Annotated in this window: 14 protein-coding genes; 9 read left to right on the forward strand and 5 right to left on the reverse strand. The window is 72.5% G+C overall.

Annotated features, from left to right (window positions below; translation table 11 throughout):
- The first annotated feature begins 5 nt into the window (after window positions 1-5).
- Window positions 6-1,451: an LCP family protein gene (locus HMPREF0063_RS01950; RefSeq protein WP_007076963.1), complete on the forward strand. Its 1,446-nt coding sequence runs from the start codon at window positions 6-8 to the stop codon at window positions 1,449-1,451.
- Window positions 1,452-1,466: 15 nt separating this feature from the next.
- On the opposite strand, the gene HMPREF0063_RS01955 is transcribed toward HMPREF0063_RS01950, so the two are convergent.
- From HMPREF0063_RS01955 to HMPREF0063_RS01970, 4 genes are read right to left on the reverse strand one after another with little or no spacing between them, the layout of a single operon-like run.
- Window positions 1,467-2,219: an ABC transporter ATP-binding protein gene (locus HMPREF0063_RS01955; RefSeq protein ID WP_007076964.1), complete on the reverse strand. Its 753-nt coding sequence runs from the start codon at window positions 2,217-2,219 to the stop codon at window positions 1,467-1,469.
- Window positions 2,203-3,078, reverse strand: coding sequence for an ABC transporter permease (locus tag HMPREF0063_RS01960; RefSeq protein ID WP_007076965.1), 876 nt, complete (start codon window positions 3,076-3,078; stop codon window positions 2,203-2,205). Before HMPREF0063_RS01960 ends, HMPREF0063_RS01955 begins: the two co-directional genes overlap by 17 nt.
- Before the next feature lie 42 nt (window positions 3,079-3,120).
- On the reverse strand, window positions 3,121-3,795 hold the full coding sequence (locus HMPREF0063_RS01965; protein WP_007076966.1) for a TIGR03089 family protein: 675 nt from the start codon (window positions 3,793-3,795) through the stop codon (window positions 3,121-3,123).
- Window positions 3,792-4,469, reverse strand: coding sequence for a 2-phospho-L-lactate transferase CofD family protein (locus tag HMPREF0063_RS01970; RefSeq protein ID WP_040320030.1), 678 nt, complete (start codon window positions 4,467-4,469; stop codon window positions 3,792-3,794). The genes HMPREF0063_RS01965 and HMPREF0063_RS01970 overlap by 4 nt, the downstream gene beginning before the upstream one ends.
- 108 nt (window positions 4,470-4,577) lie before the next feature.
- Here HMPREF0063_RS01970 and HMPREF0063_RS01975 point away from each other — a divergent pair, with 108 nt between their 5' ends.
- From HMPREF0063_RS01975 to HMPREF0063_RS01985, 3 genes are all read left to right on the forward strand, one after another.
- The gene (locus tag HMPREF0063_RS01975; RefSeq protein ID WP_007076967.1) at window positions 4,578-4,832 is read left to right on the forward strand and encodes a WhiB family transcriptional regulator; all 255 of its coding nucleotides are present in this window, start codon (window positions 4,578-4,580) and stop codon (window positions 4,830-4,832) included.
- Window positions 4,833-4,878: 46 nt separating this feature from the next.
- Window positions 4,879-7,638: a glycosyltransferase family 2 protein gene (locus HMPREF0063_RS01980; protein WP_007076968.1), complete on the forward strand. Its 2,760-nt coding sequence runs from the start codon at window positions 4,879-4,881 to the stop codon at window positions 7,636-7,638.
- A gap of 71 nt (window positions 7,639-7,709) precedes the next feature.
- Window positions 7,710-9,044, forward strand: coding sequence for a DUF5719 family protein (locus HMPREF0063_RS01985; RefSeq protein WP_169309965.1), 1,335 nt, complete (start codon window positions 7,710-7,712; stop codon window positions 9,042-9,044).
- A gap of 4 nt (window positions 9,045-9,048) precedes the next feature.
- On the opposite strand, the gene HMPREF0063_RS01990 is transcribed toward HMPREF0063_RS01985, so the two are convergent.
- Window positions 9,049-9,540 (reverse strand): metallopeptidase family protein, encoded by a 492-nt coding sequence (locus tag HMPREF0063_RS01990; protein WP_050760883.1) that lies wholly within the window; start codon window positions 9,538-9,540, stop codon window positions 9,049-9,051.
- Between the two features lie 48 nt (window positions 9,541-9,588).
- On the opposite strand from HMPREF0063_RS01990, the gene HMPREF0063_RS01995 reads away from it, so the two are divergent.
- From HMPREF0063_RS01995 to mtrA, 5 genes are all read left to right on the forward strand, one after another.
- Window positions 9,589-9,918: a DUF3499 domain-containing protein gene (locus tag HMPREF0063_RS01995; RefSeq protein ID WP_007076971.1), complete on the forward strand. Its 330-nt coding sequence runs from the start codon at window positions 9,589-9,591 to the stop codon at window positions 9,916-9,918.
- Window positions 9,919-9,941: 23 nt separating this feature from the next.
- Window positions 9,942-11,297, forward strand: a complete 1,356-nt coding sequence (locus HMPREF0063_RS02000) for a phosphomannomutase/phosphoglucomutase (protein ID WP_007076972.1) — start codon at window positions 9,942-9,944, stop codon at window positions 11,295-11,297.
- Window positions 11,298-11,306: 9 nt separating this feature from the next.
- Entirely contained in the window at window positions 11,307-11,474 is a 168-nt protein-coding gene (locus tag HMPREF0063_RS16125) for a Trm112 family protein (protein ID WP_007076973.1), read from the forward strand.
- Between the two features lie 74 nt (window positions 11,475-11,548).
- Entirely contained in the window at window positions 11,549-12,991 is a 1,443-nt protein-coding gene (ahcY, locus tag HMPREF0063_RS02005) for an adenosylhomocysteinase (RefSeq protein ID WP_040320031.1), read from the forward strand.
- A 26-nt stretch (window positions 12,992-13,017) separates the two neighbouring features.
- Entirely contained in the window at window positions 13,018-13,713 is a 696-nt protein-coding gene (mtrA, locus tag HMPREF0063_RS02010) for an MtrAB system response regulator MtrA (RefSeq protein WP_040320032.1), read from the forward strand.
- Window positions 13,714-13,724: the final 11 nt, after the last annotated feature.

A 13,724-nucleotide genomic window follows, 5' to 3' on the forward strand; every position in this document is an offset into this window, starting at 1 on the left:
CCGCCATGCAGCACCGTGCCAGCGTCCTGGGGCGTGGGTACGGAGACACCGCCCGCGACCCGGCGTCCGTGCGATTCCGGCGCGCCCTGTCGGTCGCGCTCCTCACGGTCGTCGCCCCCGGCTCGGCCCAGGTCCTGCTCGGGTCCCGCACCCTCGGCCGGGTCGCCCTCACCGCGTGGGCCGGGCTGCTGGTCACGGCCGTGTGGGCGGTGTGGACCTACCGCGCCGACCGGGCCCGTGTGCTGGGCTGGGCGGCCGACGCCGACCTGGTGCTCGTGCTGCGCGTCGTGGTGGTCGTGCTGGCGGTGGCCTGGCTGGCGCTGTTCGTGGACGCCTGGCGGCTGGCCTCGCCGCGCCGGCTCCGATGGTGGCGGGCGGGCGTCGTGGGGGTCGTCTACGTGACGGTCTCGATGCTGGTCGTCGGAGCCACGGCGGCCACGGTGCAGGTGATGACCGTCCAACGGGACGTCGTGACCTCGGTCTTCGTCGCCGAGGCCACCTCCGACCCCTTGCAGGGTCGTTTCAACATCCTGCTGCTGGGCGCCGACTCCGGTGCCGACCGCGCCGGCCTACGTCCTGACTCGCTCACCGTCGTGAGCATCGACGCCGACACCGGGCGGATCGTCCTGGTCGGCCTGCCCCGCAACCTGCAGCGGGTGCCCTTCCCCGACGACTCGCCCCTGGCCGAGGTGTTCCCGCGGGGCTACGACTGCGGCGAGGAGTGTCTCCTGAACGCCGTGTACACCCTGGGGGAGGACCGCCCCGACCTCTACCCCGGCGATCCCGAGCCCGGACTCACGGCGATGGTCGAGGCGGTGGAGGGCGTCACGGGGCTCGGCATCAGCTACCACGTCGTGCTCAACATGGAGGGCTTCAGCTCCCTGGTCGACGCCGTCGGCGGCGTCGAGGTCGACGTCGCGGCACCGATCGCGAAGTTCGGGGCCACGAACCTCGACCGGACCCGGTTCATCCCGGCCGGCCGGCAGGTGCTCGACGGCGAGGACGCGCTGTGGTTCGCCCGCAGCAGGGTGCAGTCCGACGACTTCACCCGGATGGCCCGGCAGAAGTGCCTCATCGCGGCGATGGTCGAGCAGCTCGACCCGCAGACGGTGCTGCTCAACGCCACGGCCATCGGCGACTCCAGCAAGGAGCTGCTCACGACGGACCTGCCGGCGTCGGAGCTGGGCCGGTTCGCGGACCTGGTGCTGAGGTCGCGGGACAATCCGATCACGACGGTGTCCCTCGTGCCGCCGCTCGTCGACGTGACCGACCCCGACTTCGAGGAGATCGCGGACACCGTCGCCGCCGCGATCGAAGGATTCGTCCCGGTGCCGGACGTCACGGTGACGCCACCGGCCGGCCGGCCGTCCGTCGAGGCGTCGCCGACCCCCGACCCCTTCGCGATCCAGGACCGGGTCAACCAGAGCGACGACCTCGCGGCGGTCTGCTGACCGCTCCCGCGGGGGTCAGGCCCGACCGGCCTCGTAGGCGTCGACGACGTCATCGGTGGGCCCGTCCATGACGACCCTGCCGCGATCGATCCACACCACCCGGTTGCAGGTGTCGCGGATGGAGCCCATCGAGTGGCTGACGAGGAAGACCGTCCCGGCGTTGTCGCGGATCTCCCGGATGCGTTCCTCGCTGCGGGCCCGGAACTGCCGGTCGCCGACCGCGAGCGCCTCGTCGACGATGAGGATGTCGTGCGCGCGGGCGGTGGCGATCGCGAACTTCAGGCGGGCGGTCATGCCGGAGGAGTAGGTGCGCATCGGCAGGTCGATGAACTCCCGCAGGCCGGCGAAGTCGACGATCTCGTCGAACCGGGCATCGATCTCGTCGCGGTCCAGGCCCATCGCCAGGCACCCGAGGACCACGTTGTTGGCGCCCGACAGGTCGCGGATCAGGGCGGCACCCACGCCGAGGAGGTTCGGCCGGCTGGCCGCGTGGACCGCCCCGGCGCTGGTCGGCGTCAGCCCGACCAGGGTGCGCATCAGCGTCGACTTGCCCGATCCGTTGGGACCGATGATCCCCACGCTGTCGTTCTCGTGGGCGGTGAAGCTGACCCCGCGCAGCGCGTGCACGGTGCGCGTCGACCGGGCCCGGCGGAGCAGACCACCCCGGGTGTCGACGCCGGCCGCGGCCTTGCCGGTGGCGTGCACCCGGTAGGTCACGTGCACGTCGTCGACGACCACCGTCGGCCGTCGCTCAGTCGACCCGGCCATACCGCTCCTCGGCCGCCCAGAAGAACACCACGCCTGCCGTCAGCACCACGGCGGTCCAGCCGCTGGCGTACAGCCAGTACTCGGGCCGGACCACGTGGTCGGGACCGCTGAGCAGGATCCCGCGGGCCAGGCTGAGCACCTCGTGGACCGGCACCAGGTCCGCCACGGCCAGGACGGTCGGGTCGTCGGCGAACCGCTGCTCGATGCTGTAGAAGATCCCCGTCGTGTAGAACACCAGCCGGGTGAGGAACGGCAGCAGCTGGTTGAGGTCGCGCACGTGGACGGTCAGTCGTGCCGCGGCCAGCGCCAGGCCGGTGTTGAAGCCCGCGAACAGCAGGGCGAGCGGCACGAGCAGCACCCACTGCCAGGTCGGTGGGTGTCCGAACGCGACCACCATGACCAGACTGATGGCCAGCATCGGCAGGAACTGCAGGAACCGCTGGGTGACCACCGCCAGCGGCAGGACCATCCGGGGGAACGCCAGGCTCTGCACGAGTGCGGCGTTGGTCGTGATCGACTTCGCGCCCGTCGTCACCGACGAGGCGAAGAACTCGAACCAGAACACGCCGATGACCAGGAACTCGATGAAGTGGTCCGGGCGGCCGCTCGCCATCAGGATGCCGAACACCGTGCCGTACACCGCCGCGTTCAGCAGGGGCTTGAGGATCACCCAGCCCATGCCGAGGCGGTTCTGGTCGTTCTCGGCGCGGATCCGGAACCGCGCCAGTGACGAGACGAACCGGCGCCGCTGCCACACCTGCCGCAGGTAGGCGGGCAGCGCCGGACGGGCGCCGACCCGGGTGAGGGGCCGGGGATCCGCGGACCCCGCGATCGTGGCCCAGCGCTCGTCGACGGTCACAACGCCGGACCCTAGGGCTCCGGGTCGAACAGCCGGCGTCGGTCAGGTGGCCTGCTCCTGAACGGCGATCGCCGCCCGGCGGTCGGGGTCGGCGGCCGTCACCAGCACGAGCGATCCGCCACCGGTCGCCGCGGCCGTCACCAGGCGCGCGTCGCGTCCGACGTCCCCCGGTGTCACGACCAACCGGCGGGGGTCGGGCACCGTGGTGGTCAGCAGCTGGCGATGGGTCAGCGTGGTGCCTCCCAGGTCGAGGGCGACCTCGTCGGGTGTCGGCGGGTCGAGCGCGAGGAAGTGGTCACCCTGACCGGGCAGCTCCGCGCCGAGGTCCACGAAGCCGGCAGGAGGGTCGGGGAAGCGCGCCCCGAACGGCAGCAGCGAGGCGGCGAGTCGCACCGGCTCGTCGGCCCGCAGCTCGGGGCCGCTGACGCCGATGTCGGCGGGGCCGTCGGTGACCGCCGCTCCGACCTCCCATGCCGACAGCAGCCACACGACCCGTTGCCAGTGCGTGGGCAGCCCGAGACGCAGCCGGGTCCCGGGGGCCGCGTCGAGCTCGTCCACGAGGAAGTTGGCCGTCTTGGCGACCCAGTTGGCTGCCGTGGTCGCACTCAGCTCGGTCCGTTCACCGGTGCTCTCGTCGTAGTGGGTGACGAACGGCGCGGACCGGTCGGCCACCCGGTCGAGCAGGCCGGCCAGGGTCCCGCGGCCGACCCCGCTCATGACAGCGCTCCCACGGCTCGCAGGATGTCGGTCGGCGGGTGGTCACCGGTGGCCACGGGGGCGAGTCCGGGTCGTTCGCCGACGACCGCCGACACCGCGTGGTCGAGCAGGTGGCCCCGGGCCGACGCCGGTCCGTGGACGAGCACGGCATCGGCCTCGTCGACCGCGGCCAGGACGGCGGGCGAGACGGTCCACGTGTCGTGGACCAGCACCCACGGCTCCTCGCCCTGAGCGTCACCGTGCTCGTCGACGTGCACCGCCCGGCGTCCGTCAGGGCCGTCGACGACGCGGTGCCACTCGCCCCGGTCGTCGCTGAGCGGGAGCAGGTCGACCGTCGCGCCGGACCGTGCCGCGAGGGCGCGGGTCGCCTCGGTGAGGCTGAAGCCCGCGTGCAGCAGCTCGGTGCGGACGATGCGCAGGGCCATCTCGGAGTCGTCGGCGCGCTGCCACCCGGCGGCGAAACCGAGACCCTCCAGTGCGTCGGCGACCCCGTGGGACCCGGGACCGTCGACCCGCAGGTGCGCGTCGAGGTCCGGACACCTCTTGAGGCCCGCCACCCAGGCGTCACGGGTCGTCGGGGCGACGACCGTCATCCGGCCGCCGTCCCCCAGAGCGGCGCGCAGGTTGGTGGCCAGGTCGGCTCCGGCGGCGCCGGCGATGAGGACGAGATGCATGGACCCATCATGACGGGTGCCCCGGATGCCGCCGCGACACGCCGGTGGATCGATGAATCTTGCCAGACGGCTTGACGTATGGCAGCCGGACCGACTGTAATCACACCTATGTCATTCGATCTGGAACTGCCGCTCGACGAGACCGAAGAGCTCATGTGGCAGGAGCGTGGGCTGTGCGCCCAGACCGACCCGGAAGCGTTCTTCCCCGAGAAGGGCGGATCGACCCGCGAGGCCAAGCGGGTGTGCCTCACGTGTGACGTCCGCACGGAGTGCCTCGACTACGCGCTCGAGCACGACGAACGATTCGGCATCTGGGGCGGCCTGTCGGAGCGGGAGCGGCGCAAGCTCAAGAAGCGCGCCTGACGGCGACGGTCCGTCGGCACCCACCGGTCCAGTAGGGTCGGTGGCCATGGATGACGTCGCAGCAGCCTCCGCGCGGCGACCCGCGGACGTGAGCGTCGCGGCCGTCCTGGTGGCCCACGACGGCGCCGCATGGCTGCCGAAGGTCCTGCCCTCGCTCGAGCGCTCCGGCACGGCCCCCACGGTGTGGCACGCCGTCGACGTCAGTTCGACCGACGGTTCGGCCGAGCTGTTGCGCGACCACTTCGGACCCGGCCGCATCACCTACGCCCCGTCCGGCACGGGCTTCGGCGACGCGGTGCGGCTGGCGCTGGCGGCCCTGCCCCGCACCGACTGGATCTGGCTCCTGCACGACGACATGGCGGTCACCCCGACGACCCTCACCCATCTGCTCGACGCCGCGGTGGGCGACGACCGCACCGGCATCGTCGGACCGAAGATCCGCGAGTGGCCGTCGCTGCGCCGGCTGCTGGAGGTCGGCCTCACCGTCACCGGCACCGCGTCGCGGGAGACGGGCCTCGAGCCCGGGGAGCCCGACGCCGGCCAGCACGACCGGGTCAGCGACGTGCTGGCCGTCAACACCGCCGGCATGCTGGTCCGCCGCGACGTGTGGGACGAGCTGGGCGGTCTCGACCCCGACCTGCCGCTGCACGGGGACGACCTGGACCTGGGCTGGCGTGCCAACCGAGCCGGCCACGGCGTGCGGGTGGTGCCCGACGCCGTCGTGTTCCACGCGGAGGCGAGCCGGCGTGCCATCCGCCGCACCACGGCGGGCGACCGACCGCAGTGGGAGCGCCGTCGGGCCCTGCTGCACGTCGTGCTGGCGAACACCAGTCCGCGCCGGTTCCCGTGGCAGTACGTCCGGCTGTTCTTCGGATCCCTGCTGCGGGTGCTGGGACACCTGCTGTCCCGCGACCCCGAGTCGGCCGGCGACGAGCTGCTCGCGGTGCGGGACGTCTACGGCCGTCCGGGACGCCTGCGGGCGGCCCGTCGCGCACGCTCCGCCGGTCGGCCGCACGCCGAGCTGGCCGACCTGTTCCCCCCGTGGTGGTTGCCGTACCAGCACGCGTGGGACGGACTGCGCGACGCCGTCCGGGCGATCGTGCGACCGGAGACGACCGAGACGACCGGCCGCCGGTCGACGCTCGGGGACGACCTGCCCGAGGACCTCGACCTCCCGGCCGGGCCGTCCCTGGCCCGTCGTCGACCCTGGCTGGTCACGGTCCTGCTGCTCGTGGTCGCGTCGATGTTCGCGGCGCGGGGGCTCGACCCTGGCACCCTGCACGGTGGCGCCCTGCTGCCGGCGCCCGACACCGCGGGCAGCTGGTGGGGACTCGTGCTGTCGCCGTCGGCGGACCTGCCGTTGCCGACGGCGGCCTGGGGTCCGACCTACGTCCTGCTGCTGGCCTTCGCCGCGGTGCCGGTGTGGTTCGCCCCGGACCTCCTGGTGTGGGCGCTGCTGGTCCTGGCCGCCCCCCTGGCGGCGCTCACGATGCACCGGTTGGTCCGCCTCCTGAGCGACCTGCGGGTCGCCCGGATCGTCACGGCGGTCTCCTACGGACTGGTGGTCGTCGGCACCGGAGCCGTCGCGGAGGGTCGGCTCGGCCCCGTGGTCGCGCTGGTGGTCGCGCCGATCGTGGTCAACGTGGGGCTGCAGCTCACGGCCGAGCCGCACTGGCAGGCGGCGCTCCGCTGGGCGTTGTGGACGGCCGTGGCGACGGCCTTCGCCCCCGTGTTCCTGGTCATCGCGGTGTCCGGTCTGGCGCTCGTCGCCGTCACCGGCTCGGCCGCCGTGCGCCGTTCGGCCGCCCTCGCGCTCGGCCTGTCCCTCCTGCTGACCGGACCCTGGGTCGTCCAGCGCGCGATCCGTCCGTGGACCGTGTGGTGGGACGCGGGCCTGCCGTTGTCCGGCGGGATGCCGTCGGGGATGCCCTGGTGGCTCGCGGGTGGCGCGGTGCTGCTGGCGCTGCTCGCCCTGGTGCCGCCACTGACACGTGACCAGGTCCGCTGGGCCTGGGGTCTGGCGTTGTTGTGCGGGGTCGTCGCCGCCGTCGGGTCCCAGGTCACCTACGGCACCGCGTCCGGTGCCGACGGCTTCACGCCGTGGCTGGGTGTCCCGGTGGCGCTGGGCGTCGGAGCCCTGCTCGTGGCCGGTCTGCTGGCCGCCGAGGAGCTGGAGTTCCTGCCCACGACGCTCACGGCGGTGATCGCCGTCATCGCGCTGGTGCTGCCGGTCGGTGCCGGAGCCTGGTGGCTCGCGCGGGGGGTCGACGACCCGCTGACCGACGCGCGGTACGGCGTGGTCCCGGCCTACCTGGCCGAGCGGGACGGCTCCACCCTCGTCGTGACCGGGACGGTGCAGGACGGACTGACCTTCCGGGTCGAGGACGGTCTCGGGCCGACCCTGGGCGAGGAGGCGTTGGCGCGCAGGACCGACACGTCCCGTGCGGTGGAGGCGGCGCTCGAGCGACTGCTCAGCGCCCCGGTCCCCGAGGACGTCGCCGTCCTGGTCGAGGCCGGTGTCGACGCGGTGTACGCGCCGGCGGTCGATCCCGGTGTCGAGACGCGTATCGACGCCGTGCCCTCACTGGCGCCCGCCGGAGGTGACCAGCCGGGTTCGCGGGTGTGGACGATCGAGACCGACGCCGCGGTGGCCGATCCGGGCGGCCCGGGCACCTGGACCCGCACCGCGGTGGGGTCGGTCCAGAGCATCCTGTGGATCGTCGCGGTCCTGCTGACGGCGCCGGTCCGGCGTCGCGAGGAACCGCCGCCGGCCGAGGTCGACGCCGACGTCCGGGAGGCCTCGTGAGCACGCCAGGGGCGTCACGTCGCCGGATCAGCCGTCCGGCAGTGTCCCGCCTGCGGTCGACCCTGCCGATCGTGGCGGTCCCGCTCGCGCTCGCGGTGGTCGTCCTCGCCGCCGTCCTCGCGGGCGGGCCCCGACCGTCGTTGTCCCCACCGCTGGAGGTGCCGATCACCGAGGTGCTGCACGCCTGCCCCACCACGGGCGGGTGGAACGTCGCCACGGGACAGCTGGGCCCCGGCGACGAGACCACCGTCAGCGTCATCTCCGACGACGGCGTCACGGAGGCCCCGCGTGACCCGGCGCTGTGGGAGGTCGGGGCACCCGGCGGCGATGCGGTGGTCGTCCGTCAGGACGGCGACGGCTCCGGCGGGGTGGCCTTCGCCGCCGCGAGCGGGGACGCGGTCGAGGGTGGCGGGCTGGCCGTCGACACGTGCGGGGGCATCGTCGACGAGGCCTGGTTCGTCGGAGCCGGTGCGGTCACCCGGGGGGTCTCCACCCTGGTGCTCACCAACCTGTCCGACGTGCCCGCGGTGGCCGACGTGGAGCTGTTCGGCGTGGGCGGGGTCGTCGACGCCGTCGACAGCACGGGCCTGCTGGTCGAGCCGGGGTCCATGCGCCGCATCCGGCTGGACGAGCTCGCCGCGGGCGAGGCCGAGCTGGCCGTGCGCGTCGTGCGGCAGCGCGGTGCGCTGGCCGCCACGGTGATCGACACCTCGACCACCGGACCGGCCGGATCGGAGGTCATGGCACCCGTCCCGGGACCCGCTCGGGCGATCACCATGACCGGGGTGGTGCCCGGCGGTGGCCGCACCCTGCTCGTGGCCAACCCGGGCGAGTCGTCGGCCCGTGCCGAGATCGAGATCGTCGGTCCCGACGGTCCGTTCGTGCCCGAGGGTCTCGCCGAGATCTCGGTCGAGCCCGGTGCGCTCGTCGTCGTGCCCGTCCCCGACACCGCCGGTGCCGATGCCTCGGTCCTGCGGGTGCGCTCGGACGAGCCGGTCGTCGCATCGCTGCGGATGAGCCCCACGGCCGTCGACCTGGCGTACGCCACGGCCGACCCGACGTGGACCGGACCGACGGTCGTCCCCGTCGCGCTGGGCTCCTCGACCGTGCCACCGGTCGTGCAGCTGTCGGCGGTCGCGGACACGAGTCTGGTGACCTTCGAGGGTTTCGACGCGGCCGGCGCCTCCCTCGGCACCACGGTCGCGAGCGCGGCTGCAGACGCCGTCGCGGTGGTCGACCTGGCGGCACCCGGCCTGTTCACCGGCGAGGTCGCCTACGTGGTGGCGACCGCCGAACGACCCGTCCGCGGATCAGCCGTGTACCGGTCGGGTGACCTCGTCGCGGTCGTGCCGCTGGACGCCGCGCCCACCACCGCGATCGGTCCTCGGGTGCGTCCGGCCTTCTGAGCCGTCAGCCTCGGGGGTCCAGGGACTCCGGCGGGACGTGCCAGATCTCGGCGAGGCCGTCGAGCACGGTGCGCCACACCAGATCGGCCAGGTCGTCGTGGGTGATCGCGACCTGCGCCATGGGCAACCGGTAGAGCACGAGGCGGGTCGGGTCGTGGTGGTGGGCGACCACACTCGTCGGAACGCGTTCGTCCCACTCCTGCGGCAGCAGGGGCGCCTCCTCCACCACGATGTCCACGTCGTCGCGCTCGACCGCGAAGTGCGGCTCGAGCGCGTGCAGCACCGACGCGACGAGGGTGTCGAAGGCCTCGCGGGGCGAGTGGTGGGCCGGGACGCTGTCGGGCGACAGAGGTCCCGGCAGCGCCATCGGTCCCCGCCGTCCGCGACCCCGGCGGTCACGCATCCGGCCCGGACGGGGTCCGGTCACCACCGTCTGCAGGACCGGCCCGACGAAGCGGCGGTGCCGCTGGGGTGACGGCCGGTCCGGGTCGGGCATGCCGCGAGCCTAGTCCGCAGGGCCCGGCCGGCCGGGTAATGTCGCCGCGTGGGTCTTCGACGTTGCACGCGCGCGGCGTGCCCCCAGTCCGCCGTCTCGACGCTGACCTATGTCTACGCCGACCAGGTGGCCGTGCTCGGTCCCCTCGCCACCTCGGCCGAGCCCCACACCTACGACCTGTGCGCCGACCATGCCGGCCGACTCTCCGTCCCGCAGGGCTGGAACGTCATCCGCCTGGCTCCCGACCCGGCCGGCACCGCGCCCTCGCACGACGACCTGGCCGCCCTGGCCGATGCCGTGCGGGAGGCCGGGCGCCGCCCCCCGACCCCGGCGCCGCCCTCCGGTCTTCGCCTGGTCGAGCCTCCTGCAGACGCCTGATCCCACCCGACGAACGGAACCCCATGCATCCTCGGCTCGCCGCCGTGACCAAGGCCTACGACGTCCGCGGACGGACCCCTGAGCAGCTCGACGACGGGATCGTCGCAGCGCTCGGCGCGGCGTTCGCCGACGAGGTGGGCATCAGTGACGGCCGCGGCCGCGCCGTGGTGGGCCACGACATGCGGGACACGTCCCCGGGGTTCGCCGCCGCGTTCGCCGCCGGGGTCGCGTCGCGCGGCGGGTCGGTCGTGTCGATCGGACTGGCCTCCACCGACATGCTCTACGCCGCGTCCGGGCAGCTCGACCTGCCGGGGGTCATGATCACCGCGAGCCACAACCCGGCCGGGTACAACGGGCTGAAGCTGTGCCGGGCGGGCGCCCGTCCCATCGGCCTGGAGACCGGGCTGGCAGCGATGGCCGAGGTCGCGGGCGGACTGCTCGACGACCCCGTCGACCTCACCACCGCACCCGAGCCCGAGCGCCTCGACTTCCTCCAGGCGTACGCCGACCAGCTGGTCGGGCTCGCCCCGGTCGCCGGTCGCCGCCTCCGGGTCGTGGTCGACGCCGGCAACGGCATGGCCGGACACACCGCCCGGGCGGTGCTCGACCGCATCGACGTGGAGGTCGTTCCCCTGTACTTCGAGCTCGACGGCACCTTTCCGAACCACGACGCCAACCCGCTCGACTCCTCGACGCTCGTGGACCTGCAGGCCGCCGTCCGCGAGCACGGGGCCGACCTCGGGCTGGCCTTCGACGGCGACGCCGACCGGTGCTTCGTGGTCGACGAGCGCGCCGAGCTGGTGACCCCGTCGGCGATCACCGCCCTGATCGCCTCGCGCCACCTGGTACAGATGCCGGGTGCCACGATCCTCCACAACGTCATCTGCTCGCGCGCCGTCCCCGAGATCATCGCCGAGCACGGGGGGACGGCCGTCCGGACCCCCGTCGGTCACTCGCTCATCAAGGCCGAGATGGCCCGGACCGACGCGGTGTTCGGCGGCGAGCACTCGGGTCACTTCTACTTCCGGGACTTCTACCTGGCCGACTCCGGCATGCTCGCGGCGCTGCACGTCATGGGCGCCCTGGCCGAGCAGTCGGGACCGGTGTCGGAGCTGATGGACCAGTTCTCGCGGTACGCCGCGTCCGGCGAGATCAACAGCACCGTCGACGACGCGGCCGTCGTGACGGAGCGGATCGCCGAGGCCTACGCCGCGCACGACCAGGACCGCCTCGACGGGCTCACCGTCACGGCCCCGACGTGGTGGTTCAACGTGCGCGCCTCCAACACCGAGCCGCTGCTCCGGCTGAACGTCGAGGGTGACGACGAGGCCGTCATGGCCTCGGTCCGCGACGACGTGCTGGCGCTCGTGCGGCGCTAGGCTGACGACATGTTCCTCGATCCGGCCCTCCTCGAGATCCTCGTGTGTCCGCAGTGCCGCGACACGCTGTTCGTCGACGAGGAGGCCTCCGAGCTGGTCTGCCAGGCCTGCGGTCTGGCGTACGCCGTGCGGGGCGGGGTGCCGGTCATGCTGGTCGACGAGGCACGCACGCTCTGACGATCGCGTCACGTGCGGCGAGTTTTCGGCCGGCCGGCGCGCTGACGTCGCTGTGCGCCGTTACGATGGTGCGCATGGATTACAACGTCGCTGACCTCTCCCTCGCCGAGTACGGCCGCAAGGAAATCGAACTCGCCGAGCACGAGATGCCCGGCCTCATGATGATGCGCGAGCGCTTCGGCGCCCAGCAGCCGCTCGCCGGCGCCCGAATCGCCGGATCGCTGCACATGACGATCCAGACCGCGGTGCTGATCGAGACCCTCGTGGAGCTCGGTGCCGACGTGCGCTGGGCGACCTGCAACATCTTCTCCACCCAGGACCACGCGGCCGCCGCGGTCGTCGTCGGCCGTGACGGCACCGCCGCCGACCCGAAGGGCACCCCGGTCTTCGCGTGGAAGGGCGAGACCCTCGCCGAGTACTGGGACGAGGCCGAGAAGGTCTTCGCCTTCACCGACGACCAGGGCGCCGCCTGCGGCCCCAACGTGCTGCTCGACGACGGCGGCGACATCACGATGCTCCTGCACCTCGGCGTCGAGTACGAGAAGACCGGCGTCGTCCCGCCGCAGGACTCCACCGACAACGAGGAGTTCAAGGAGGTGCTGCGGGTGCTGGCCCGCTCGGTCGCCGAGAAGCCGCAGTACTGGACGACCCTCGCGAAGGACATCCGCGGCGTCTCCGAGGAGACCACCACCGGCGTCCTGCGCCTGTACGACCGCTTCAAGGAGGGCTCGCTGCTCTTCCCCGCGATCAACGTCAACGACTCGGTCACCAAGAGCAAGTTCGACAACAAGTACGGCTGCCGCCACTCGCTGATCGACGGCCTCAATCGCGCCACCGACGTCATGATCGGCGGCAAGGTCGCGGTCGTCTGCGGCTACGGCGACGTGGGCAAGGGCTCCGCCGAGTCGCTCCGCGGCCAGGGTGCGCGCGTCATCGTCACCGAGATCGACCCGATCTGCGCCCTGCAGGCGGTCATGGACGGCTACGAGGTCAAGCGCCTGGAGTCGGTCATCGACACCGCCGACATCTTCATCACCACGACCGGCAACTTCGACATCATCACGGTCGACCACTTCGAGAAGATGAAGCACCAGGCCATCGTGGGCAACATCGGCCACTTCGACAACGAGATCAACATGGCCGGCCTGGCCCGGATCCCCGGCATCGTCAAGGACGAGATCAAGCCGCAGGTCCACCAGTGGATCTTCCCCGACGGCAAGAAGATCATCGTGCTGTCGGAGGGCCGCCTGCTCAACCTGGGCAACGCGACGGGTCACCCGTCGTTCGTCATGTCGACGTCCTTCACCAACCAGGTCCTCGCGCAGATCGAGCTGTTCACCAAGGCCAGCCAGTACGAGCTGGGTGTCCACGTGCTGCCCAAGCACCTCGACGAGGAGGTCGCCCGCCTGCACCTCGGGGCCCTCGGCGTCGAGCTGACCGAGCTCACCAAGGAGCAGGCCGAGTACCTCGGCGTCGACGTCGCCGGCCCGTACAAGTCGGACCTCTACCGCTACTGAGTCCGACGGCGGCCCCTCCGAACTCCATGAGCTATCGACGATCCAAGCGCGATCGGGTGCTCGTCGTCGACGACGACGCGTCCCTCGCCGAGATGCTGTCGATCGTCCTGGAGGCGGAGGGGCTGACCGCGGCGGTGTGCCGGTCCGGCGACAAGGTCATGACCGCGTTCGAGTCGTTCCGGCCCGACCTGGTGCTGCTGGACCTCATGCTCCCGGGCATGGACGGCATGAGCGTGTGTCGCCAGATCCGCGCCACCTCGTCGGTCCCGATCATCATGCTGACCGCGAAGTCCGACACGCCGGACGTCGTCGCCGGTCTGGATGCCGGTGCCGACGACTACCTCACCAAGCCGTTCAAGAACGTCGAGCTGGTCGCCCGCATCAAGGCCCGGCTGCGCCGGACGGACCAGCTGGGCGAACCGCTGGTGTTCGGCGACATCGTGCTCGACCCCGTGGGGCACACCGTGACCCGCAAGGGTGAGCCGTTGGAGCTCACGCCGCTGGAGTTCGACCTGCTCGCGTGCCTGCTGGCCACCCCGGAGCAGGTCTTCACCCGCGAGGTCCTGCTGCAGAAGGTGTGGGGCTACCACCATCCGGGGGACACCAAGCTGGTCAACGTCCACATGACCCGCCTGCGGTCCAAGATCGAGGACGATGCCGACAACCCCAGCGTCATCCGCACCGTCCGCGGCGTCGGGTACCAGGCGATCGCCCCGACGTGACCCTCCAGTCG

The organism is Aeromicrobium marinum DSM 15272, assembly GCF_000160775.2.
Taxonomy (GTDB): domain Bacteria; phylum Actinomycetota; class Actinomycetes; order Propionibacteriales; family Nocardioidaceae; genus Aeromicrobium; species Aeromicrobium marinum.

What these genes read in the sequence shown, in the direction of transcription:
- HMPREF0063_RS01955 (WP_007076964.1), bottom strand. Translation starts at nt 2,219, where the DNA reads ATGGCCGGGTCGACTGAGCGACGGCCGACGGTGGTCGTCGACGACGTG.
- mtrA (WP_040320032.1), top strand. Translation starts at nt 13,018, where the DNA reads ATGAGCTATCGACGATCCAAGCGCGATCGGGTGCTCGTCGTCGACGAC.
- HMPREF0063_RS01970 (WP_040320030.1), bottom strand. Translation starts at nt 4,469, where the DNA reads ATGCATCTCGTCCTCATCGCCGGCGCCGCCGGAGCCGACCTGGCCACC.
- ahcY (WP_040320031.1), top strand. Translation starts at nt 11,549, where the DNA reads ATGGATTACAACGTCGCTGACCTCTCCCTCGCCGAGTACGGCCGCAAG.
- HMPREF0063_RS01990 (WP_050760883.1), bottom strand. Translation starts at nt 9,540, where the DNA reads ATGCCCGACCCGGACCGGCCGTCACCCCAGCGGCACCGCCGCTTCGTC.
- HMPREF0063_RS01950 (WP_007076963.1), top strand. Translation starts at nt 6, where the DNA reads ATGCAGCACCGTGCCAGCGTCCTGGGGCGTGGGTACGGAGACACCGCC.
- HMPREF0063_RS01980 (WP_007076968.1), top strand. Translation starts at nt 4,879, where the DNA reads ATGGATGACGTCGCAGCAGCCTCCGCGCGGCGACCCGCGGACGTGAGC.
- HMPREF0063_RS01975 (WP_007076967.1), top strand. Translation starts at nt 4,578, where the DNA reads ATGTCATTCGATCTGGAACTGCCGCTCGACGAGACCGAAGAGCTCATG.
- HMPREF0063_RS02000 (WP_007076972.1), top strand. Translation starts at nt 9,942, where the DNA reads ATGCATCCTCGGCTCGCCGCCGTGACCAAGGCCTACGACGTCCGCGGA.
- HMPREF0063_RS01965 (WP_007076966.1), bottom strand. Translation starts at nt 3,795, where the DNA reads ATGAGCGGGGTCGGCCGCGGGACCCTGGCCGGCCTGCTCGACCGGGTG.
- HMPREF0063_RS16125 (WP_007076973.1), top strand. Translation starts at nt 11,307, where the DNA reads ATGTTCCTCGATCCGGCCCTCCTCGAGATCCTCGTGTGTCCGCAGTGC.